The 21,527-nt window shown below is 71.1% G+C and carries 21 protein-coding genes; 15 read left to right on the top strand and 6 right to left on the bottom strand.

Annotated features, from left to right (window positions below; genetic code table 11):
- Window positions 1–23: 23 nt before the first annotated feature.
- From ABZT02_RS11295 to ABZT02_RS11255, 9 genes are all read left to right on the top strand, one after another.
- The gene (locus tag ABZT02_RS11295) at window positions 24–1,514 is read left to right on the top strand and encodes an aldehyde dehydrogenase family protein (RefSeq protein WP_356016517.1); all 1,491 of its coding nucleotides are present in this window, start codon (window positions 24–26) and stop codon (window positions 1,512–1,514) included.
- Between the two features lie 25 nt (window positions 1,515–1,539).
- The gene (locus tag ABZT02_RS11290; RefSeq protein ID WP_356016515.1) at window positions 1,540–3,114 is read left to right on the top strand and encodes an AMP-binding protein; all 1,575 of its coding nucleotides are present in this window, start codon (window positions 1,540–1,542) and stop codon (window positions 3,112–3,114) included.
- A complete protein-coding gene (locus ABZT02_RS11285; protein ID WP_356016514.1) occupies window positions 3,111–4,271 on the top strand; it encodes a thiolase family protein in 1,161 nt (386 codons plus the stop codon). The genes ABZT02_RS11290 and ABZT02_RS11285 overlap by 4 nt, the downstream gene beginning before the upstream one ends.
- Window positions 4,268–4,663, top strand: a complete 396-nt coding sequence (locus ABZT02_RS11280) for an OB-fold domain-containing protein (RefSeq protein ID WP_355739552.1) — start codon at window positions 4,268–4,270, stop codon at window positions 4,661–4,663. Before ABZT02_RS11285 ends, ABZT02_RS11280 begins: the two co-directional genes overlap by 4 nt.
- Window positions 4,664–4,815: 152 nt before the next feature.
- A complete protein-coding gene (locus ABZT02_RS11275) occupies window positions 4,816–7,356 on the top strand; it encodes a nitrate- and nitrite sensing domain-containing protein (protein WP_356016512.1) in 2,541 nt (846 codons plus the stop codon).
- A gap of 2 nt (window positions 7,357–7,358) precedes the next feature.
- On the top strand, window positions 7,359–7,793 hold the full coding sequence (locus ABZT02_RS11270) for a roadblock/LC7 domain-containing protein (protein ID WP_356016511.1): 435 nt from the start codon (window positions 7,359–7,361) through the stop codon (window positions 7,791–7,793).
- Window positions 7,794–7,810: 17 nt separating this feature from the next.
- Window positions 7,811–8,179, top strand: coding sequence for a DUF742 domain-containing protein (locus tag ABZT02_RS11265; protein WP_356017105.1), 369 nt, complete (start codon window positions 7,811–7,813; stop codon window positions 8,177–8,179).
- Entirely contained in the window at window positions 8,160–8,753 is a 594-nt protein-coding gene (locus tag ABZT02_RS11260) for an ATP/GTP-binding protein (protein WP_356016509.1), read from the top strand. Before ABZT02_RS11265 ends, ABZT02_RS11260 begins: the two co-directional genes overlap by 20 nt.
- Before the next feature lie 84 nt (window positions 8,754–8,837).
- Complete coding sequence (locus tag ABZT02_RS11255) at window positions 8,838–9,620, top strand: FCD domain-containing protein (protein ID WP_356016507.1); 783 nt, start codon at window positions 8,838–8,840, stop codon at window positions 9,618–9,620.
- Between the two features lie 40 nt (window positions 9,621–9,660).
- On the opposite strand, the gene ABZT02_RS11250 is transcribed toward ABZT02_RS11255, so the two are convergent.
- From ABZT02_RS11250 to ABZT02_RS11240, 3 genes are read right to left on the bottom strand one after another with little or no spacing between them, the layout of a single operon-like run.
- On the bottom strand, window positions 9,661–10,683 hold the full coding sequence (locus ABZT02_RS11250) for an LLM class F420-dependent oxidoreductase (protein ID WP_356016505.1): 1,023 nt from the start codon (window positions 10,681–10,683) through the stop codon (window positions 9,661–9,663).
- Window positions 10,680–11,816 carry an acyl-CoA dehydrogenase family protein gene (locus ABZT02_RS11245; protein ID WP_356016504.1) on the bottom strand — a complete coding sequence of 379 codons (1,137 nt, stop codon included), beginning with the start codon at window positions 11,814–11,816 and terminating at the stop codon, window positions 10,680–10,682. The genes ABZT02_RS11250 and ABZT02_RS11245 overlap by 4 nt, the downstream gene beginning before the upstream one ends.
- A 58-nt stretch (window positions 11,817–11,874) precedes the next feature.
- The gene (locus ABZT02_RS11240; RefSeq protein WP_356016502.1) at window positions 11,875–12,642 is read right to left on the bottom strand and encodes an enoyl-CoA hydratase/isomerase family protein; all 768 of its coding nucleotides are present in this window, start codon (window positions 12,640–12,642) and stop codon (window positions 11,875–11,877) included.
- 123 nt (window positions 12,643–12,765) lie between these two features.
- Here ABZT02_RS11240 and ABZT02_RS11235 point away from each other — a divergent pair, with 123 nt between their 5' ends.
- Together ABZT02_RS11235 and ABZT02_RS11230 are read left to right on the top strand one after the other, a co-directional pair.
- Entirely contained in the window at window positions 12,766–13,632 is an 867-nt protein-coding gene (locus tag ABZT02_RS11235) for a crotonase/enoyl-CoA hydratase family protein (RefSeq protein WP_356016500.1), read from the top strand.
- A gap of 128 nt (window positions 13,633–13,760) precedes the next feature.
- Window positions 13,761–15,173: a family 1 glycosylhydrolase gene (locus ABZT02_RS11230; protein WP_356016498.1), complete on the top strand. Its 1,413-nt coding sequence runs from the start codon at window positions 13,761–13,763 to the stop codon at window positions 15,171–15,173.
- Here ABZT02_RS11230 and ABZT02_RS11225 read toward each other — a convergent pair.
- Window positions 15,152–15,652 (bottom strand): MaoC/PaaZ C-terminal domain-containing protein, encoded by a 501-nt coding sequence (locus ABZT02_RS11225; RefSeq protein WP_356016495.1) that lies wholly within the window; start codon window positions 15,650–15,652, stop codon window positions 15,152–15,154. The two genes, ABZT02_RS11230 and ABZT02_RS11225, sit on opposite strands and share 22 nt — an antisense overlap.
- Before the next feature lie 23 nt (window positions 15,653–15,675).
- Window positions 15,676–16,497, bottom strand: coding sequence for an enoyl-CoA hydratase/isomerase family protein (locus ABZT02_RS11220; RefSeq protein ID WP_356016493.1), 822 nt, complete (start codon window positions 16,495–16,497; stop codon window positions 15,676–15,678).
- A gap of 108 nt (window positions 16,498–16,605) precedes the next feature.
- Here ABZT02_RS11220 and ABZT02_RS11215 point away from each other — a divergent pair, with 108 nt between their 5' ends.
- From ABZT02_RS11215 to ABZT02_RS11200, 4 genes are read left to right on the top strand one after another with little or no spacing between them, the layout of a single operon-like run.
- A complete protein-coding gene (locus ABZT02_RS11215; protein WP_356016491.1) occupies window positions 16,606–17,724 on the top strand; it encodes an acyl-CoA dehydrogenase family protein in 1,119 nt (372 codons plus the stop codon).
- A gap of 44 nt (window positions 17,725–17,768) precedes the next feature.
- Window positions 17,769–18,947, top strand: a complete 1,179-nt coding sequence (locus ABZT02_RS11210) for an acyl-CoA dehydrogenase family protein (protein WP_356016489.1) — start codon at window positions 17,769–17,771, stop codon at window positions 18,945–18,947.
- A complete protein-coding gene (locus ABZT02_RS11205; protein ID WP_356016487.1) occupies window positions 18,944–19,456 on the top strand; it encodes a nuclear transport factor 2 family protein in 513 nt (170 codons plus the stop codon). Before ABZT02_RS11210 ends, ABZT02_RS11205 begins: the two co-directional genes overlap by 4 nt.
- Window positions 19,456–20,211 carry an SDR family oxidoreductase gene (locus tag ABZT02_RS11200; protein WP_356016485.1) on the top strand — a complete coding sequence of 252 codons (756 nt, stop codon included), beginning with the start codon at window positions 19,456–19,458 and terminating at the stop codon, window positions 20,209–20,211. The genes ABZT02_RS11205 and ABZT02_RS11200 overlap by 1 nt, the downstream gene beginning before the upstream one ends.
- A 17-nt stretch (window positions 20,212–20,228) precedes the next feature.
- Here ABZT02_RS11200 and ABZT02_RS11195 read toward each other — a convergent pair whose 3' ends face one another.
- Entirely contained in the window at window positions 20,229–21,425 is a 1,197-nt protein-coding gene (locus ABZT02_RS11195) for a CoA transferase (RefSeq protein WP_356016483.1), read from the bottom strand.
- Window positions 21,426–21,527: the final 102 nt, after the last annotated feature.

Genomic DNA, 21,527 nt, shown 5'->3' with positions numbered 1-21,527 from the left:
GTGCGGCGGGCTCAGGAGGCACCGTGGTCACGGTCGATGTGAAGCTGCACCAGGAACGGGCCGAGCAGGACCTGCCGCGCCCCCGGCTCGTCATCGGCGGCAAGGACCTGCACGACACCAGCGGCGGGCTGTACGAGCACGTCAACCCCGCCACCGGACTCGTCCAAGCCCTCGTCCCGCTCGCCGGGCCCGCCGAGGTGGACCGGGCCGTGTCCGCCGCCCGGCAGGCCTTCGAGGTGTGGGGGCCCATGCGGCCCGCCGAGCGCCGCCGCCTGCTCACCCGCTTCGCGCAGCTCCTGCGCGAGCACATCCAGGACTTCGCGGCGATCTGCCCGCTGGAGAACGGCGTCTGCATCGGCGGCTGGGCGGAGAACGTCGGACCGCACGTCGCCGAGTGGACCGAGTACTACGCGGGCTGGGCGGACAAGATCGAGGGCATGGTCGGGGCCGCCTACAGCCCGCACGAGAACGTCGAGTACACCCTCGCCGAGCCGTACGGCGTCATCGGCCACATCATCACCTGGAACTCGCCCGCACTCTCCCTGGCCATGAAGGTCCCGCCCTCGCTCGCGGCCGGGAACACGGTGGTCATCAAGCCGGCCGAGTCCACGCCGTTCTCCGCCCTGCTCTTCGCCGACCTGGCCCGTGAAGCGGGCATCCCCGAGGGCGTGATCAACGTCGTCACCGGACTCGGCGACGCGGGCGAGGCCCTGGTGACGCACCCCGGCGTCGACAAGATCTCCTTCACGGGCGGTCCGGCCACCGCGCGCCGCATCATGGCGTCCGCCGCCCAGAGCCTCAAGCCCGTCCTGTTCGAGCTGGGCGGCAAGTCCGCCAACCTGCTCTTCGCCGACACCGACCTGGACACCGTCGTGCCGTACTGCGCGGCCTTCGCCATGAGCAACACCGGCCAGGGCTGCGCACTGCCCACCCGGCTGCTGGTCGAGCGCCCGATCTACGACGAGGTCGTCGCGCGAGTCACCGGGGTCGTCGCCCACCTGCCCGTGGGCGACCCGCTCGACCCGACGACCTACATCGGGCCGCTGATCAACAAGGCCGCCCGCGACCGCGTCCAGGGCGTGATCGACCAGGCGGTCGAGGACCGTGCCGGACGCCTCGTCCTCGGCGGTGAACGCATCGAATCCGACGGCTGCTTCGTCTCCCCGACCGTCTTCGCGGACGTCGACAACAAGAGCGACCTCGCGCAGCGGGAGGTCTTCGGCCCCGTCCTCGCCCTCACCCCGTTCGACACGGAGGAGGAGGCCGTCGCCCTCGCCAACGACACCGAGTACGGCCTGTCCGCCTACATCCAGTCCCGCGACATAGCCCGCGTGAACCGTCTGGTGCCGCGCCTGAAGGCCGGGACGGTCTACGTGAACCCCGGCCCGAACCCGATCACCTCACCTGCCACGCCCTTCGGGGGCGTCGGCACCAGCGGGTTCGGGCGGGAAGGCGGCAGGGCCGGACTGGAGGAGTTCATCCACGTCAAGGGCGTCGGCGTCGGCCGCGTCTGACGAGATCCCACAGGAGTCATCGACCGTGAATCCCGCCCGCCGCCTGACGTTCGGCGACCTCATCCGCGAACACCGCAGGTCCTACCCCGAGGGTGTCGCCCTCGTCGACGGTGACACCCGGCTGACCTGGCCGCAGCTCGACGAGCGCACCAACCGACTCGCCCACGCCCTCACCGACGCGGGCGTCGGCCCCGGCGACCGCATCCTGTGGCTGGGTCAGAACTCCTTCCGCATCTGGGAGCTGCTGGGCGCCGCGGCGAAGACCGGCGCCATGGTCTGCCCCGGCTACTGGCGCTGGGCCGCTCCCGAAATGGCCTTCGCCGTCGAGGACTTCGACCCCAAGGTCATCGTCTGGCAGGACGAGGAGATCGGCGACACCGTCGCCAAGGCACGGGCCGAACTGGGCACCGACCACCGGGCGTTGTGGCTGCGCCACGACACCGAAGGGCCCGACTCCTACGAGTCCTTCCTGGCCTCCGGTTCACCCGAGGACCCGGCCGCGGACGTCGACCCCGACTCCGCACTGCTGGTCATCTACACCGCGGCGATCTCCGGACGGCAGTCCGGCTCGATGCTCTCCCACCGCAACCTGCTGGCGATGGGCGCGAGTTCCGCCTGGATGGGGGACATCGGCGCGGAGGCCGCCTTCCTCGGCGCGGGGCCGATGTTCCACATCGGCAACTACCAGTTCTGGGGCGTCCCGGCCTTCGTCCACGGCGGCAAGAACGTCATCGTGCGCCGCGTGGTCGCCGAGGAACTGCTCCCGCTCCTGGCGGCGGAGAAGTGCACCCACGTGTACCTGATGCCGCCGACCATCGCGCAACTCGTCGCCCTGAACCGAGAGGCCGGCCACGACCTCTCCCACCTGCGGGCGAGTGTCGCCGCCCCCCTGTGGCAGGGCACCGTGCCCACCGACACCAGCCGCTTCACGCGCAACGGCGGCGGCGAGGGCCGCGGTTACGGGCAGACCGAGGTGACCGGCTTCGCCGTGACCGGGGCCTACGGCGGCACGGGCACCGGCAACGCGGGACGCCCCGGCCCCTTCACCGCCGTACGCGTCCTCGACAGCACCGGCGAGGAGTGCGCGACCGGCGTGGCCGGTGAGATCTGCGTCCGCGGCGACCTCGTGCACCTCGGCTACTGGAACCGGCCCGAGATCAACGAGGAGCGCTTCCGCTTCGGCTGGTGGCACACCACCGATCTGGGCAGGCGCGAGGCCGACGGCACGATCAGCTTCCTCGGCACGACCACCCGGATGCTCAAGTCGGCGGCCGAGAACATCTTCCCGGCCGAGGTGGAGAACTGCATCGAGGCACACCCCGCGGTCAAGGAGGCCGCCGTGATCGGCGTGCCCAACGAGCGCTGGGCGCAGGACGTCAAGGCGGTCGTCGTACTCCACCAGGACGCGGGGGACGTCACGGCAGCGGACGTCATCGAGCACTGCCGGGCGCGGATCGCCTCGTACAAGAAGCCCAAGACGGTGGAGTTCGTCGACGCCCTGCCCCGCACCAAGGACTACGCGAAGGACTACGAGGTGCTCGACGAGCGCTTCGGCGGGGGCGGTTACCCGGGCGGCGACACGCTCGGCGCGGGACGATGAACCCCGCGGACCGCCGCCTGCCGGTCGTCGTCGGCGTGTACGCCACCGAACAGGCGCTGTCCCTCCCGGACCGGGACGCCATGGACCTCGCACTGGAAGCGGTGAGCGGCGCCGTCGCGGACGCCGGGCTGACACCCGCCGACGTCGACGGCGCCCAGGTCGACTGGCCCGGCCCGGGCGGCGTGCCCGGCGAGGGCAGCTCCTGGGCGCGCATGCTCGGCCGGGACCTGCGCTGGACCAGCGACTCGATGCTCGACAACGCCGGATCGCGGGGCCTGCTGAAAGCGGCGGCGGCGATCCGGGCCGGATTCGCGGACACTGTCGTCGTCGGCGGCTGCAAGCTGGTCTCGCGCGGGACGGGACCCGTTGGGGCCGGGGTGGCGCTGGAGTTCGCCGATGTGTGGGGCAGCTATGTCGTCGCGCAGTTCGCGCTGGTGGCGGCACGGCACATGCACGAGTACGGCACGACCCCGCGCCAGCTCGCGGAGGTCGCCGCCACCATCCGCAACAACGGCACCACCAACCCGGAGGCGATGATGTACGGGCGCGGCCCCTACACCGCCGACGACGTGCTCGCCTCCCGCATGGTGGCCACGCCCTTCCATCTGCTGGACTGCTGCATCGTCGGCGAGGGCGGGGCGGCCCTCGTCGTGACCACCGCCGAGCGGGCCCGCGACCTTCCGCACCCGCCCGTCGCCGTGCTCGGCGGCGGCATGGAGTACCACCAGGCCGCGTACGCCAACCCGGCTCTGCACCGGGAGGTCGGCGGGCTCGGCCGGGACGCCGCGGCCCGCGCGTACGCGATGTCCGGTGTGAGCCCGCACGACGTGGACGTGTTCTCGCTCTACGACCCCAACTCCTTCGAGATCATCCGGCAGTTGGAGATTCTCGGACTGTGCGGGGAGGGCGAGGGCGGTCCGCTGGCCGCGAGCGGTGCCATCACCGTCGGCGGCAAGCATCCCGTCAACCCGGACGGCGGCTGTCTGGCCTACGCGTGGAACGGGACCCAGCAGATGACGCTCAAAGTCGTCGAAGCCGTACGGCAGTTGCGCGGCACGGCGGTGCACCAGGTCGAGGGTGCGGAACTGGCCGTCGTGGGCAACGCCGGCTCCGGCGCGCAGCACTACGAGATGAGCGTGCTGGGGAGGACGCGATGAACCGGCCCGTCCCCGTCCCCACCGAGCTGTCCCGGCCGTTCTGGGAGGCCGCCCGGCGCGGGGAGCTCGTCGTGCCGCAGTGCCCGGCCTGCGGTCTGCGCTTCTTCGTCCCCGAACCGGCCTGCCCCGGCTGTCTGTCGCGGGAGTGGAGGTACGCGCCGAGTGCGGGCCGGGGGACCGTCTACTCGGTGACCGTCGTGCACCGGGCACCCGGCCCCGGCTTCGACGCGCCCTTCGCGCTGGCCGTCGTCGACCTGGACGACGGGGGCACCCTGCTGTCGCACGTGGACGCGGGCGACCCCGACCACGTCGTCATCGGGCTGCGTGTCCGTGTGGACTTCCGCGCCCTCACCGATGAGATCGCGCTGCCGTACTTCGTACCGGAGGGGTGAACGGCCCCCTCGGGCTGCTCACCACCTCACCATAATTTAAACACCGATTACTCTAAGTGTATTGAGTTAGCTGTTTCCAGCGATAGCATCTCCCGCATCGTGCGGGCCCCACTGGGGCGGCCCGCCCCTGTGAGCATCGCTGAGGTCCTGAAGTGGCAGTGCATGCCCGAGAGTCGAAGAGACAGGGCCGGCGGGAACCCCGAGCCGGACGGCAGCCGGCGCTGCGTACGGTCCTGCTCGTCCTGGCCCTGGTGCCCATCGTGACCCTGGTGGCGCTGTGGGCGGTCGACTCCGCACAGCTCTACTCCGACTGGCGGCGTCAGCAGGACCGCAACGACGTGTCCACGCAGGCCGCCCGGCCGGTGCTGGGCGCCTTCTTCAGCCTCCAGGAGGAACGCCGGCTCAGTGAGGCGGCCCTGGCCGACCCCGCCGGGTACCGGAAGCAGCTGAGCGCCCAGCGGGCCCGCACCGACGCGGCCGTGAAGGCCGTCGAGGCGCTGCCCGACAGCGGCTGGAACGCACCGGCCGACATCCGCGGTGACGTCGTCGACCTCGGCAGGGCCCTGCGGAACCTGGCCGGCTACCGCGCGGGCGTCGACGGGCGAACCGCCTCGCCGCAGCAGACGTTCGACAACTACACGGGCCTGATCTCCCGGCACCTGAAGGTGTTCAACACGCTCAGCACCGTCGGCCTGCCCGGCATCGACCACCTTGTACGCCCGGTCATCGACGAGGACTGGGGCGCCGAGATGATCTCGCGCGAGGACGCACTGCTCACCCGCGCCTCGGCGAGCGGCAAACTCACCGGTGACGAGCGGGGACAGCTCGCCGCCTGGATCGGCTCCCAGCAGTTCATCTACGACGACAAGGTCGTGCCGCTGCTGTCGGACGACGAGGCGCGGCAGTTCCGCAAGCTCATGGCGGGCAGCGCGTGGAAGAAGAAGACCGCCGTCGAACAGGCCGTGCTGGCGGGCTCCGCCACCGGCGGCGACACGGACCGGTTCTCCAAGGAGCTCGGGCGGAACTGGCGCGACAGCGTCCAGCAGGTCACCGCGCAACTCCAGGAGCGCAACGCCGCCTACGCGAAGACACTGACGGCGGCCACCGACAAGCAGTTGCGGGTGATGGAGACCCGGCTCATCGTCACCAGCGTCACCAACGCCGTCGGCGTGCTCGTGGTCGCCCTGATCACCGTCCTGTTCACCCGCATGCTGCGCCGGAGGATCTCCGCCCTGCGCACCGCCGCCCTGGACCTGCAGACCCGGCTGCCGGACGTGGTGGCCCGCCTGCGCCGGGGCGAGGTCGTCGACCGGGACGCCGAACTCCCGGCGATCCAGCACGGCGGCGACGAACTCGGACAGCTGGGCCGGGCCCTCAACCTCGCCCGCCACACCGCCCTCGACACCACGGTGGCCCAGGTGGGCCAGCTCCACGGCTTCGAGAAGCTCCTGCAGCGCATCGCCCGCCGCACCCAGCTGCTCATCGGTCTCCAGATGAAGAAGCTCAGCGAACTGGAGCGCAAGCACGAGGACCCCGAGGTCCTGGAGGACCTCTTCGACCTCGACCACCTCACCGCTCGGCTGCGCCGCTACGAGGAGAACCTGGTCATCCTCGGCGGCGGCCAGCCCCAACGGCGCTGGCGCAAGCCGGTGTTGGTGCTGGACGTGCTGCGCTCCGCGCAGAGCGAGGTGCAGGACTACCGGCGGATCCAGATCGAGGTGCAGGGCCGTGTCTGGCTGTCCGAGCGTGCCGTCGGCCTCGTCATCCACGTCCTGGCCGAGCTGATGGAGAACGCGGTCGGCTTCTCCCGGCCGCCGACCCCCGTGGAGGTGTACGCCGCCCAGGTGGGCCGCGGTCTCGCCGTGGAGATCGAGGACCGCGGGGTGGGCATGGACGCCGAACAGTACGAGGCGGTCAACCGGCTGATGGCCGACCCGCCCCGCATGGACGTGATGTCACGGGCCGACGACGTCAGGCTCGGCCTGTACGTCGTCGCCCGGCTCGCGCAGGGCCTGGGCATCCAGGTGGAGCTGCGGCCCTCGGCGTTCGGCGGGACGCGGGTGGTCGTCCTCATCCCGGACGAACTGGTCGTCATCGACGACTCCGGGCCCGTCGACGAGGTCGTCAGCTCCTGGCCGCCCGTGCCCGACCCGGTGGCGTCGGCCGTCGAGGCGGCACCGGTCGCGGCCCACGGTCCGGACCCGCGCGCCCCACGATCTGCCACGAGCGGGGCACCGTCCGGCGCGACCGCGCTGCGGGAGAGGCTGCAGAACGGGCCGCCGGGTCCCCGTCCCGTACGTCAGCAGACCGGTCTGCCGGGCACGGGTGAGGGTGCGGACCCGGTCGGCGCACCGCGCCGGCGTCTCCCTTCCCAGCCTTTCGGCCCGCCACCGGCCCACCCGGAACCGGCCGCTCTCGGCGTACCACCGCACTCCACCGCACCGGATGTCGTGCAACCGCTACCCAAACGCGTGCGCCAGGCCAGCCTCGCCGACGAGCTGCGTGATCCCGACGCGGCCGTACGGCTCCCCTCGGACGAGCGGGAGGCCGGGCCCCGGCCCACCCCGGCCCGCTCCGGCGCCACCATCGGCGCCTTCCAACGCCAGTCCCGGGCCCGGCGTACGACCCCCACGGCAGACCGCGGCACCGCCGACGCCACGCCCACCCGCAGAAGTTTCCCGACGGAAGACTGACCATGACGCTGCGCACGACCGCCACTCATCAGGATCTCGACTGGCTGCTGGACGGCCTGGTCGAACAGGTCCCGGGCACCCGGCACGCCATCGTGCTGTCCGACGACGGTCTGGTGGTGAGCCAGTCCAGCACCATCGCCCGGGGCGACGCCGAGCGCCTCGCCGCCGTGGCCACCGGTCAGCAGAGCCTGGCCCGCGGGGTCGGCACGCTGTTCGACGGGGGGCCGGTCCACCAGGTGATCGTCGAGCTGGCCGACCTGTGGCTGTTCATCTCGGCCGCCGGCCGCGGCACCCACCTGGCGGTCGTGGCCTCCCAGGAGGTGGACGCCGAACTGATGGCCGTGGCCATGCACACGCTCATGCAGCAGGTCGGCCAGCGTCTCGGCGCGGAGGCACGCGTCGTCCTGCCCACCGTCGAGGGCGGTGTACGTGAGTGAGCCACTGGACGGACGGCCTGGAGTCGGACGACGCGGACGCACAGTCCGTGCGGCCCTACACGATCACCCAGGGCCGCACCGCCCCGGGCCGTGACGACCTCACCCTGATCACCCTCGTCACGACCGTCGAACCGGAGGTCGCCGGCCGGTCCTCGCGCGGTCTGCAACCCGAGCACCGCGCCATCCTGCGGCAGTGCCGTACGCCGGCGGCGGTGGCCGAGGTCGCCGCCGGACTGGATCTGCCGATCTCGGTGGCGAAGATTCTGATCGACGACCTGGTCGCCCTGGGCAGGGCGACCACCCGTCCGCCGCTCGCAGTCGCGGCAGGAAGCACCGTGGACATGAACCTACTTCGGGCGGTGAGGGATGGTCTCCGTAGACTCTGACCTCACCTCACGCACTGTCGGCACGGCTCCCGCGGCCGTCAAGATTCTTGTGGCCGGCGGCTTCGGCGTCGGCAAGACGACCCTCGTTGGCGCGGTGAGCGAGGTGGCGCCGCTGCGCACCGAGGAGTACCTGACCGTGGCCAGTGTCGGCGTCGACGACGTCGAGGGCGTCGAGCGCAAGACCACGACCACCGTCGCCATGGACTTCGGCCGCATCATGGTCAGCCCCCGGCTGGTGGTCTACCTCTTCGGCACGCCCGGGCAGGAGCGCTTCTGGTTCATGTGGAACGACCTCGTGCACGGCGCCCTGGGTGCGGTCGTCCTCGCCGACACCCGCAGACTGGAGAGCAGCTTCGCGTCCATCGACTTCTTCGAGAGCCGGCGCATTCCCTTCGTGGTGGGCGTCAACTGCTTCCACGGGCGCCGGGACCGGGACGAGCACGAGGTCCGCGAGGCGCTCGATCTCGACCCCGACGTCCCTCTGATGATGGGTGACATGCGCGAACGGTCGGTCGGCCGTGACCTGCTGCTGTCCCTGGCCGACCATCTCATTCGGACAAACTCGATAACCTAGTTGAAAGAGTTATCTAGTTGTAGAGTGGGTCACCCGGTTCGCGCCGCGCTGCGCGCCTGCCGGTCGGACGGAGGTGGTCCCGCGATGAGTGAGACCGGAAGACGGGGCGGAGGCGGGGTCAACGGCGTCCAGGTGCGGGTCCCCAAGATGGCCGAGCTGGTGGCGGCACGACTGCGCAGGATGATCGTGCGCGGCGAACTCGCCGAGGGCGACGCGCTGCCCTCCGAGACGGCTCTCATGGAGGAGTTCGCCGTGTCCCGGCCCACCCTGCGCGAGGCGTTCCGCGTCCTGGAGTCCGAGTCGCTGATCACCGTGCGCCGCGGCGCCCGGGGCGGGGCGCGGGTACAGGTCCCGGAGGGCACCGTGGCCGCCCGGTACGCGGGCGTGGTGCTGGAGTACCGGGGGACGACCCTGAAGGACGTGTACGACGCCCGTACGGTGATCGAGGCGCCGTGCGCCGGCGTGCTGGCCGAGCGGCGCACGGACGAGGATCTTCAGCGGCTGCGGGACGCCGTCGCCGAGGCCGAGCGGCTCATGGACGACCCGTCGGCCTTCATCCGCGCCCACATGGAGTTCCACGCCCTCGTCGTCGAGCTGGCGGGCAACGAGACGCTCGGCGTCCTCAACGGCATGGTCCGGGACATCATCGACCAGGCGAACTGGTCCCATGTCGACCTCGACGCCGGCAGCCCCGAGAACATCCGGGCCAACCGGCGGGGCTTCCGTGCCCACGGCGCACTCGTCGACCTGGTCGCCGCGCGCAGCGCCGAGGCCGCGGAGGACCTGTGGCGGGTCCATCTCCAGGAGGCCGAGGACTACCTGCTGCGCAGCAGGTCCATGACCACCGTCCTGGACCTGCTCGGCTGACCGCCCAACTCTCATGCTGCTCCCCGCACGTGCAGCTCGGTCAGCTCTCGCGCAGCTCGGCCACGATCGGCTCCCACACCTCGGCGCTGATCTCGTACGCGGTGTAGAAGGACACCCGGTCGACCAGCGTCCCGTAGCGGCGCCGGATCTCGCCCGCCACCCGCTCCGGCTCCGCGACCACGGCGAAGGTGTTCAGGACCTCGTCGTCGACGAGCCGAGCCATCGCCTCCCACTTGTCCTCGCGCCGGGACGTCGACAACGCGTGCAGTTCGTCGCCGAGTTCGCCCCAGCCGTGCAGCTCCAGCACGCCCCGGTAGGCGGGCGTGCTGCCGTAGAAGGCGATCTGCTGCCGGGTGCCGTCCACCGCGCGGGCCATCTCCTTCTCGGTGCGGCCGGTCGCGGTCAGCAGCAGATGGGAGACGGAGAAGTCGGAGCGCGTACGGCCCGACGTGGCCAGCCCGGCCTCGACGGTCGGCAGCGTGACCTCGCGCAGATAGCGCTCCGTGGTGAAGCCGTGCGCGAGCAGCCCGTCGGCCACCTCGCCCGCCACCCGCGTCATCGCCGCCCCGACCGCGGCCACGAAGACCTTGGGCGCCCCGCCGGTCGCGGGCGGGGGAGAGAAGAACGGCGACATGAGCGTGTGCGAGTAGAAGTCACCGCGGAAGTTGAGCCGTTCGCCCTCGTTCCAGGCGGCCCAGATGGCGTGCAGCGCGCTCACGTACTCCCGCATACGGGCCGTCGGCCGGCTCCACGGCATGGCGAAACGCCGCTCGATGTGCGGTTTGATCTGGCTGCCGAGGCCGAGTGAGAACCGGCCTCCGGCATACGTCTGCAAGTCGTGTGCGGTGTACGCGAGTTGCATGGGGGAGCGGGCGAAGGCCACTGCGATGGCGGTGCCCACCTCGAGACGGTCGGTGTGCTCGGCGGCCAGCATCAGCGGCAGGAACGGGTCGTGCTTGGACTCCGAGGCCCACAGCCCGTCGTATCCGGCCTTCTCGTGGTGCCTGGCCTCCTCCACGACCTCCGCGGTGCTCCACACATTGAGCTTGCCGTCGACTTTCATGCCGCCCCTCCGACCGTTTCCATGCCGATGCGCTGTGCGAGCAGTTCGCGATGGTACGCGGGGTCGCCGAACAGCAGCTGCGATGTCTTGGCCCGCTTCAGATAGAGGTGGGCCGGATGTTCCCAGGTGAAGCCGATGCCGCCGTGGACCTGGATGTTCTCCTCGGTCGCCTGCAGACAGGCGTCGGAGCAGAACGCCTTGGCCAGGCTCGCGACGGCCGGCAGGTCCGGGGCCTCGTCCGAGGCGGCGAGCAGCCCGTAGTGCGCGGCGGCACGCGCCGACTCGACCTCCAGCAGGACGTCGGCCAGGAGGTGCTTGACGGCCTGGAAGGAGCCGATGGGCCGCCCGAACTGGTGCCGTACCTTGGCGTACTCCACCGCCATGTCCAGCGCGCGGGAGGCCACCCCGACCTGTTCGGCGGCCAGCGCGACGGCGGCCCGGTCCAGGACCTGTGTGACCAGGTCCCAGCCGTCGCCGTGCGTCCGCAGCCGGGTCGCCGGTACGTCGGCGTAGTCGAGGCGCGCCTGTCTGCGGGTCGGGTCCAGCGTGGGCAGCGGCTCACGCGTCAACCCGGGTGCGTCACCGTCCACCAGGAAGACACCGATCCCGTCGTCGGTGCGGGCCACGGTGAGGACGACATCAGCGGCCGCGCCGTCCAGGACGAACGTCTTGTGTCCGGTGAGCCGCCAACTCCCAGTGGAAGCACGGGCGGTGAGCCGCACACCCGACGCGTCCCAGCGCGCGGAGTCCTCGGTGAGGGCCAGCGTCCCGACGAGCTCCCCGGAGGCCAGGCCGGGCAGCACCCGCTTGCGGGCGTCCTCGTCGTCGCAGCGCAGCAGCGTGGTCGTCGCCAGTACGGCCGAGGACAGGAAGGGCGCGCACAGCAGCGCACGGCCCGCCTCCTCCATGACCACGCCCACCTCGACCGGCCCGCATCCGGCGCCGCCGTACTCCTCGGGCACGGCCAGTCCCTGAAGGCCCAGCTCCGTGCCCATCCGGCGCCACAGCCCCCGGTCGAAGCCCTCCGGGGTCTCCATCAGGCGCCGTACCTCGGTCTCGGGCGAGGTGTCCGCGAGGAACGCCCTCACCGTGCGCCCGAGTTCCTCCTGCTCCTCGCTGAACGCGAAGTCCATCCGAGTACTCCTTTCCGGCTCAGCTCTGCGGCTCAGCGCCGAGGCTCAGCTCTCCGGCTCAGCGGCGGCCGCGCGCCGCGATGATCCGCTCGACCGCGGCGATGTGATCCGGTGCGTGCATGGTGTCCCGCTCGGCGAGCAGGGCCGGTTCCATCACGGTGTCGAGGGCCTGCTCCAGGTGCCGGTTGACCGCGCGCTTGGTCTCGCGCAGCGCTTGCGCGGGCAGCGCCGCCAGTCGCCCGGCCAGGTCCATGGCCTCGTCCATCAGCTTGTCCCTGGGCACCGCGCGGTTGGCGATGCCCAGCCGGACGGCGTCCTCGGCGCTCACCCGCTCGCCGAGGAACAGCAGTTCCTTCGCCCGGGTCAGACCCACGAGCAGCGGCAGGACGTACGCCCCGCCGTCGCCCGCGACGAGGCCGACCTGGACGTGCGGGTCGGCGAGATAGGTGTCGTCGGCGATCAGTACGAGGTCGCTCAGCAGGGCGAGGCTGCAACCGAGGCCGACGGCCGGGCCGTTGACCGCCGCGATCACCGGGAGGGGACAGCGGACCAGGCCCGTGATGATCCCGCGGGCCTCGTCGACCTGCCGCTCCCGGAAGGCGCTGTCGCGCTGGACCCGCGTCATGGTGTCGAGGTTGCCGCCGGCGCTGAAGGCCGGGCCGCGCCCGGTGAGCACGATCACCCGTGCCTCCGGGTCGGCGGCGACCTCGTCCCACACCGACGCCAGGCCGGTGTGCAGTTCGTCGCTCATCGCGTTCCGCTGCTCGGGCCGGTTCAGCTCGATCAGCCGGACCGGCCCGGCGGCCGTCACCACCAGATCCGTCATGTCCACCGCCCTCGTTCAGGATCGATCGTTCAGGATCGCTCGTCCGGGATCTCTCGTTAGAGTTGAATGCTATAACTAATTAAGCTTTCTGGAAACGGGCTCGTGGAGCGACGGAGGACACGCATGGCGCAGCAGGAGTACGAGACCGTGCGGGCCGAGACGGCGGACCGGATCCTCACCGTCACCCTCGACCGGCCCGAGAAACTCAACGCCTTCAACCCGCGGATGATGCAGGACCTGCTCGACGTACTGGACGCGGCCGACGCGGACGACGAGGTACGGGTGATCGTGGTGACGGGCGCCGGACGCGGCTTCTGCGCGGGCGCCGACGTCAGCTCCGGTGGTACGTCCTTCGACCACCGCAAGGCGGGCGCCTGGCACCGGGACACCGGCGGCCGGGTCGCGCTGCGGATCTTCTCCAGTACCAAGCCGGTCATCGCGGCGATCAACGGCCCCGCGGCGGGCGTGGGGGCGAGCATGACCCTGCCGATGGACATCCGGCTGGCGTCGACGACGGCGAAGTTCGGCTTCGTCTTCGCGCGCCGCGGCATCGTGCCGGAGTCGGCGGCGAGCTGGTTCCTGCCCCGGGCGGTCGGCATGCAGCGGGCCATGGAGTGGGTGGCCACGGGGCGCGTCTTCGGTCCCGACGAGGCGCTGGAGGCCGGTCTGGTCCGCTCCGTCCACCCCCCGGAGGAACTGCTGCCGGCGGCGTACGAACTCGCCCGGGAGATCGCCCGGAGCACCTCGGCGATCTCGGTCGCCCTGGCCCGCCAGATGATGTGGCGGATGCTCGGCGAGCCGCACCCCATGGCCGCGCACCGGCTCGACTCCCGCATCATGAGCCAGATCGGCGGCGGTCCCGACCCCGTCGAGGGTGTCGAGTCCTTCCTCGCGAAACGGCAGCCCGCCTTCCCCGGCCGGGTCAGCAAGGACATGCCGGACGTCTACCCCTGGTGGCAGGACGAGGACTTCCGGCCCTTCGGGGAGTAGCCGTCCGCAGGGTTTACACATTCGGGAGATCTGGCCGAAACATTGTCGTGGTGTGCGTGAAGTGTTAGCGTCCGGGCGGCGGACATTCAGTTGAATGCGCTAAACCATTGACCGCCTGGACGGTGCCCATGAGCGATGGTTTCCTGCATGAATCCCTGCGCGGTATCGACTGGGGGGTCGCCACCGCGGACACCATCGCGGCTCCACCGCCGCCTCCGCCGGAACGCGGCGGGCACTTCCGGCAGTGGACGGACGACATCCGGCAGCTGCTCGGTCTCACCCCGGACACGCACCGCATGGTCGCCGGGTGGCCCCAGCTCCAGCCCGACGGCCCCGGCCGCTGGGACCGGCAAGCGCTGGACCGCTGCGAGCGCGCACTCGACGCCCTGCTCGCACAGGGCAGGCGGCCCGCTCTCACCCTGTTCGACCGCACCCTGCCGCCCTGGCTGGACGCCGCCGGAGGCTGGCTCGCCCGCGACACCGCCGAGCACTTCGCCGAGTACGCCGCCGAGCTGGGCCGCCGCTTCGGCGACCGGGTGGACCGCTGGGTCACCTCCACCGACCTCGCCGGTCCCACGCTCGCCGACCACGTGGCCGGAATGTACTCACCGGGCCGGGGCGCGGGCCGCGCAGGGCTGCCCGCGGTCCACCACATCCTGCTCGCCAACGGGCTCGCCACCCAGGCCCTCAGGGCCGCCGGCGCCACCGGCCGGATCGGGACGACGGTCACCCTCGTCGGCGGCTACGCGGCCACCGACGACCCCTACGACCGGCTCGCCCTGGAGCGTCTGGACAGCTGGACCAACCGCCTCTTCCTCGACCCCCTGCTGCTCGGCGAGCACATGGTGACCGAGGACGACGACGCCCCGGTCGCGGCGACGGGCTGCGTACGCCCCGGCGACCTGGAGGTCATCGCCACCGCCCAGGACGTGCTGGGCCTGTCCTGGCACACGCCGTTCCGCGTCACCGCGCCGGAGAACCTGCCCCGCGTCCTGCCGACCACCAAGTGCCGCAGCGCCCTCAACGAGGTCAACCGCCTGCTCGTGGGTCTCGGCTTCGCGATCGTCCCCTTCGACGACGTGGAGACGACCGCCTACGGCTGGCCGATCATCCCCGAGGGGCTCGCCGACGCCGTCGCGGGCCTGTGCGACCAGTACGGGGACCTGCTGCCCCCGCTGTCGGTCGTCGACAACGGCATGGGCGACCTGGACCTCGTGGACGAGACGGGACACAGCGACGACACCCGTCGCCGGGCCCTGCTGCGGGCCCGGCTCACCTGGCTGGCGGGGCTAATCTCCGCCGGTGTCGACGTGTGCGGATACGAGTACTGGTCGGTACTCGACAACCTGGAGGCCAAGTTCCGCTACACCCGCCTGTACGCGATGGCGATCCCGGACCACGAGCTCGCGCCGCGGCCCGCGATGCCGTCCGACTGGGTGCACGGGGGAGCGTTCGCCACCGAGTTCGCCACGGAGCCCGCCGCCGACCCGAAGCCCGGACTGTCCCTCGTCCCGCGGACTCACGGCGCCGGCGCCTCGTAGTCCCGGCCGCGGATCAGCCGCACCGGGCAGTAGACCAGGACGTCCTCGTCCCGCTGGTTGCGCACGGTGATCCGGCTGGTCACCACGCCCCGGCCGGGCTTGCTGGAGGGGCGGCAACCCGTGGTCTCCACGACGGCGTACAGCGTGTCGCCGACGTAGACCGGACCCCGCACGGTCAGCTCCATGTGCAGGAAGGCGAGGCCCGTGCCGTGCAGCACGTTCGTCTGCAGGACGAGCCCTTCGGCCAGGCAGTACGTCAGGCCGCCCGGGACCAGCCGGCCCGTGTACCCGCCCTCCGCCGCGTGCGTGGCGTCCCAGAAGAGCGGCTCGGTGAAGCCGCCCCAGGTGACGAAGTTGACCAGATCGGTCTCGGTGACGGTCCGGCGGGCGGTGCGGAAGACCTGCCCGACCGGCATCTCCTCGTACGTCAACCCCCGCACCAGCGGCGGGACTTCAGTGGCGGTCTGCTCAGCGGTCATGATCGGTTCCTCTCGTGCGGTGGTCACAGAGCCAGCGGGTTCTTCTCGCCCACGCCCTCGAAGTCCGGGGCGCGCTTGTCACGGTGGGCGGCCAGGCCCTCGACGACCTCGTGGCCCGCGAACCCGAAGAACTCCAGCCCGAGCGAGGCCTCGAAGATCGGCTGGGCGGTGCGGTACCAGTGGTTGAGGGACCGCTTGGTCCAGCTGATGGCGCTGGTGGGACCGGCGGCCAGGAGAGTCGCCACCCGCAGCGCCTCCGCGTGCACGTCGTCGTCGGCCACGCACTTCGAGATCAGCCCGATCCGCTCGGCCTCCTCGCCGGTGAGCGCCTCACAGGTGAGCAGGTAGTACTTGGCCTTGGCCATGCCGCACAGCAACGGCCAGCAGATGGCCGCGTGATCACCCGCCGCGACACCGAGCCGGGTGTGGCCGTCGACGATCTTCGCGTTGCGGGCGGCGATGGAGATGTCCGCCAGCATGCCGATGACCAGTCCCGCACCGACCGCCGGACCGTGGATCGCGGAGACCACGGGCTTGGAGCAGTTGATCACCCCGTAGACCATGTCCCGCGCCTCGCGCATCACCCGGGCGCGCACCGTGTACTCCTCGGTCATGGCCTCGATGGAGTCGAAGGTCCCGCCCGCCGAGAACGCCCGGCCGGCCCCCTGGACCAGCACCGCCCGGGTCTGTTCGTCCCGGTCGATCACCGGCCAGATGTCGGCCAGCTCGCCGTGCATCCGCGGATCGACCGCGTTGAGGTGCGGGGCGTCGAGCACGACGCGCAGCACGCCGGGCGCGGGCCGCTCGAAGGTCAGGCTCGTGAACGGGGCGTAGAGATCGGTCACGTCGCGCTCCTGGTGCATTCAGTGTGGATACTATAATTATCTAACTGTATCGAGCGGAGAGCGGCAAGCGATCGGCAGACGCGTCGCACCGAGGACGGGAAGCTCGGCATGGATCTCACCTTCAGCCAGGAACAGGACGAACTGCGCAAGGTCGTACGCTTGTTCCTGGCCAAGCACTCCGACGAGGCGACCGTGCGTCGCCTGGCCGCCGACCCGCGGGGCCACGACCCCGTCGTCTGGCGGCGGATGGCGGGCGAACTGGGCCTTCAGGGGCTCGCGATACCGGAGGAGTACGGCGGCTTCGGCTTCGGCTACGTCGACCTCGGCATCGTCTTCGAGGAGGCCGGCCGCGCGCTGCTGTGCGGTCCTTACTTCGCCACCGTCGCCCTGGCGGCCGAAGCCCTGCTGCGCTGCGACGACGAACAGGCCCGGCGCGACCTCCTGCCGGGCATCGCGTCCGGCGAGACGGTGGCCACGCTGGCCCTCACCGAGGACAGCGGTCGCTGGGACGAGCAAGGCATCCGGTTCACCGCCCGGAACACCGCCGATGGCCCGAGGCTGACCGGCGCGAAGACCTACGTCCCCGACGGACACCTCGCCGACCTGCTCCTGGTCGCCGCCCGCACCCCCGCGGGCGTCAACCTCTTCGCGGTCGACGGCGACGCGCCAGGTCTGGTCCGCACCCCCCTGCCCACCCTCGACCAGACCCGCAAACAGGCACGGCTGGACTTCACCGACACCCCCGCACGCCTGATCGGCACCGAGGACACGGCGTGGCCCGCACTCGAACGCACCCTCGCCACCGCATCCGTCCTCCTCGCCGCCGAACAGGTCGGGGGAGCGGCGGCCGCGCTGGACGCCGCCGTGGACTACGCGAGGATCCGGGTGCAGTACGGGCGCCCCATCGGCTCCTTCCAGGGGATCAAGCACAAGTGCGCCGACATGCTGGTGGAGATCGAATCCGCCCGCTCGGCCGCGTACGCCGGACTGTGGGCGCTGGACGCGGACGACGACACGGAGATCGCCGTCGCGGCGGCCCTGGCGCAGGCCTTCTGCTCGGAGGCGTTCACCAAGGTGGCCGGCGACAACATCCAGGTCCACGGCGGGATCGGCTTCACCTGGGAACACCCCGCGCACCTGTACTTCAAACGGGCCAAGAGCTCCGAGGTACTGCTCGGCACACCGTCGTACCACCGCGAGCTGCTGGCCACCCGGCTCGGCATCTGAACCTCTGAACCCCTGGGATTCCGAAACTCTGGAAGGAAGTCGGCATGGAGCTGGACTTCGGACCCGCCGTACGCGACTTCCGCGACGAGCTGCGGGACTGGCTGGCGGACCATCTCGTCGGCGAGTTCGCTGCACACCGGGGCGTCGGCGGCCCCACGGACGGGGAGGCCTGGGAGGTCCGCCTGGCCTGGGACCGAGAGCTCTCCCGGGGCCACTGGCTGGGTGTGGGCTGGCCGCAGGAGTACGGCGGACGCGGACTCGGACTCCTGGAGGAGATCGTCTTCGAGTACGAGTACGCCCGGGCGAACGCCCCCTACCGGGCCACCGGCAACGCCCTCGACCTCCTCGGCCCGATGCTCCTCAAGATGGGCGGCGAGGAGCAGAAGAAGCGCTTCCTGCCGCCGATCCTCGCCGTCGAGGAACTGTGGGGCCAGGGCTTCAGCGAGCCCGGCGCCGGCTCCGACCTGGCCTCGGTCCGCACCCGGGCCGAGCAGGACGGCGACCAGTGGGTGGTCAGCGGGCAGAAGGTGTGGACGTCCTTCGGCATCCACGCCGACTGGCTCTACGTCCTCGCCCGCACCGACCCCGACTCGGTACGGCACAAGGGCCTGACCATGCTGCTCCTACCCACCGACCAGCCGGGTGTGGAGATCCGCCCCATCCGCAATCTCGCCGGCCAGGACGAGTTCGCCGAGGTGTTCCTCTCCGACGCGCGCACCGGCGCGGACATGGTCGTAGGAGAGGTCGGCCAGGGCTGGCGCACCGCGATGGCCACCCTCGGCATCGAACGCGGCACCACACTCCTGCCCCAGCAGCTCACCTTCGAACGGGAGGCCGAGGCGCTGATCGACCTGGCCCGGCAACGGGGCGCGCTCGACGACCCGATGCTGCGCCGACGCATCATCGACGCCTGGATCTCCGTACGCATCATGCGCACCACCAACCTGCGCACCCTCGCCGAACTGACCGCGGGCCGCACCCCGGGCGCCCAGTCCACCACCGCCAAGCTCTACGCCTCCACCCGCCACCAGCAACTCGGCCACCTGGCACAGGAGTTGGCCGGGCCGGCCGGTCAGATCGTCGGCGAGGACTACGGCCTGGACACGCGGCAGCGCTCCTTCCTGCTCTCCCTGGCGGAGACGATCTACGGCGGATCCAGCGAGATCCAGCGCAACATCATCGGCGAGCAGGTCCTGGGTCTGCCCAAGGAGCCCAGGCCATGACACCGCTGGAGGAACGCCTCGACCGCATCGAGTCACACCTCGCCGTCCAGCAGCTGCCCGTCCGCTACGCCCTCGCCGTGGACGCCCGCGACCTCGACGCCTGGGTGGGCTGCTTCCGGCCCGACGTGGACCTGGGCCGCCACGGTCGGGGCCGGGAGGCACTGCTGGCCTACATCGACCCCTTGGTGCGCGGCTTCCACCGGTCGGTCCACCAGATCTGCGGGCACCGGATCGAGTTCACGGACCGCGACACGGCCACCGGCTCCGTGTACTGCCGGGCGGAGCACGAGGTGGGGGAGCGGTGGATCGTGATGGCGATCCGCTATCTCGACGAGTACGCGCGCGTGGACGGCGAGTGGTACTTCTCCCGGCGCCGAGAGCAGCACTGGTACGCGGCGGATGTGACCGAGCGCCCCCAGCAGGTCGGTTTCGAGGGCTGGGAGAGCGCCGGGCTACCGGCACTCCCGGACGCCTTCCCCACCTGGAATCCCTTCTGGAAGGAGACGTGATGCAGCGGTTGACGGGCAAAACGGCCCTGGTCACCGGCGGCGGGCAGGGCGTGGGCCGCGGAATCGCCCTCGCCCTGGCGGCCGAAGGGGCGGCGGTCGTGATCACGGGCCGTACCGAGGACAAGCTCAAGGACACCGCGCAAGTGATCACCGAGCGCGGCGGGCGGGTGCACACCGTCGTCGGGGACGTGGGCGAGCGGGCCGACGTCGACCGCATGGTGGCGGAGACGGTACGGGCGTTCGGCGGCCTCGACGTACTCGTCAACAACGCGCAGAGCTCCGTGCAGCGCCGCCTGGAGGAGACGTCGTACGACGACGTCGAACTCACCTACCGCAGTGGCCCGTTGGCGGCCTTTCACGCGATGCGGTCCGCCCTGCCCCACCTGAAGGCCGGTCGGGGCAGCGTCGTCAACCTCGGTTCGTCGGCCGCGGTGCAGGGCGAGGCGGGCTTCGCGGCCTACGCGATGGCCAAGGAGGCCATCCGGGGACTCACCCGCGTCGCCGCGCGGGAGTGGGGCCCGTACGGGATCCGCGTGAACGTCGTCTGCCCGGCCGCTCTGAGCCCGGCGGCCGAGGCCTACTTCGCCGCCCATCCGGACCGGGCCGACACGGTGGTGGCCGGTATCCCGCTGGGCAGGATGGGCGACCCGGAGACGGACATCGGCCGGGCGGTGGCCGCGCTCGTCAGCGACGACATGGCCTATCTGACCGGCGCGACGCTGATGCTGGAGGGCGGCAGGACACTGATCGGATAGGGCTGGCGCAGGGGGTGTCATACGACGCCCCGAGCACGAAGTCCCGCGATCTGATCGCCTGTCAACCCGGCTACTTCGCCGAGTACTTCGTCGGTGTGCTCGCCCAGCGCGGGCGGCGGGGCGTACCTCTCGACCGGCGTCGCCCCGAACCGGATCGGGTTGGCGAGCAGCGGCAGCGGCCCCGACACCGGGTCCTCGACCTCCACCAGCATCCCCCGGTGCCGTATCTGCGGGTCGGCGAAGACCTCGGGCATCTCGTGGAACGGGCCTGCTGGGACATCGTGTGCGTCGAGGACCGTGAGCCAGTCGTCCCGGGTCCGGGTGCGCAGGATCGCCTCCAGCACGGGCAGGATCTCCTCGCGGTGCGCGATCCGGGCCGAGGTGGTGGCGAACCGTGGATCCTGGAGGAGATCGGTGCGGTCGGCGGCCGCGCAGAACGCGGCGAACTGCTTGTCGTTGCCCGCGACGAGGAAGAGCGGCTTGTCCGCGCACTGGAACGCCTGGGACGGGATGCCGCCGTATCCGCCGTTGCCGCGCCGCGCGGGCACCTGGCCGGAGATCAGGTAGTTCATCGCGAAGTGCGTCAGCGAGGCCAGCCCGCAGTCCAGCAGGGACAGGTCGATGAACTGTCCCTCGCCGGTGGCGTCACGGTGCCGCAGGGCCGCCAGGACGGCCGTCGAGGCGTACAGGCCGGTGAGGATGTCGACCATGCTGACCCCGACCTTCATCGGCTCCTCGGGGTGCCCGGAGACGCTCATCATCCCGGACATGGCCTGGAAGATGCCGTCGTAGCCGGGGCGTTCGGCGTAGGGCCCGGTCTGACCGAAGCCCGTGACCGAGAGATAGACGAGACGGGGGTTGAGTTCCCGCAGGCTCTGATGGTCGAGGCCGTACTTGGCCAGTGTGCCGGTCCGGAAGTTCTCGACGACCACGTCCGACCGGGCGGCGAGCGATCGGATCACCTCCTGGCCCTCGGCGGTGGCGTGGTTGACCGTGACCGACCGCTTGTTGCGGTTGCAGGAGAGGTAGAAGGCGGCGGTGTCCGTGCCGGGCGCGAACGGTGGCCCGTACGTCCGTGAGTCGTCACCCGCCCCCGGCCGTTCGACCTTGATCACCTCGGCGCCGAGGTCGGCCAGCATCTGGGTGGCCAGGGGCGCGGCGAGGATGCGGGACAGATCGAGGACGCGGATCCCGGCCAGGGCGGTCGACGGCATCGAGGTCTCCCTCTGTTCACGAGCGGCCAATGAGTTATATAAATAATACATCTAGCGCCAGGATCACATCCCGCTTGATTGCTTGAACTATTCAATTCATGT

The sequence above is a fragment of the Streptomyces sp. NPDC005402 genome (assembly GCF_040606575.1).
Lineage (GTDB): Bacteria > Actinomycetota > Actinomycetes > Streptomycetales > Streptomycetaceae > Streptomyces.
The sequence above is the reverse complement of the archived record's forward strand: the minus strand, read 5'-3'. Positions and strand labels throughout refer to the sequence as shown.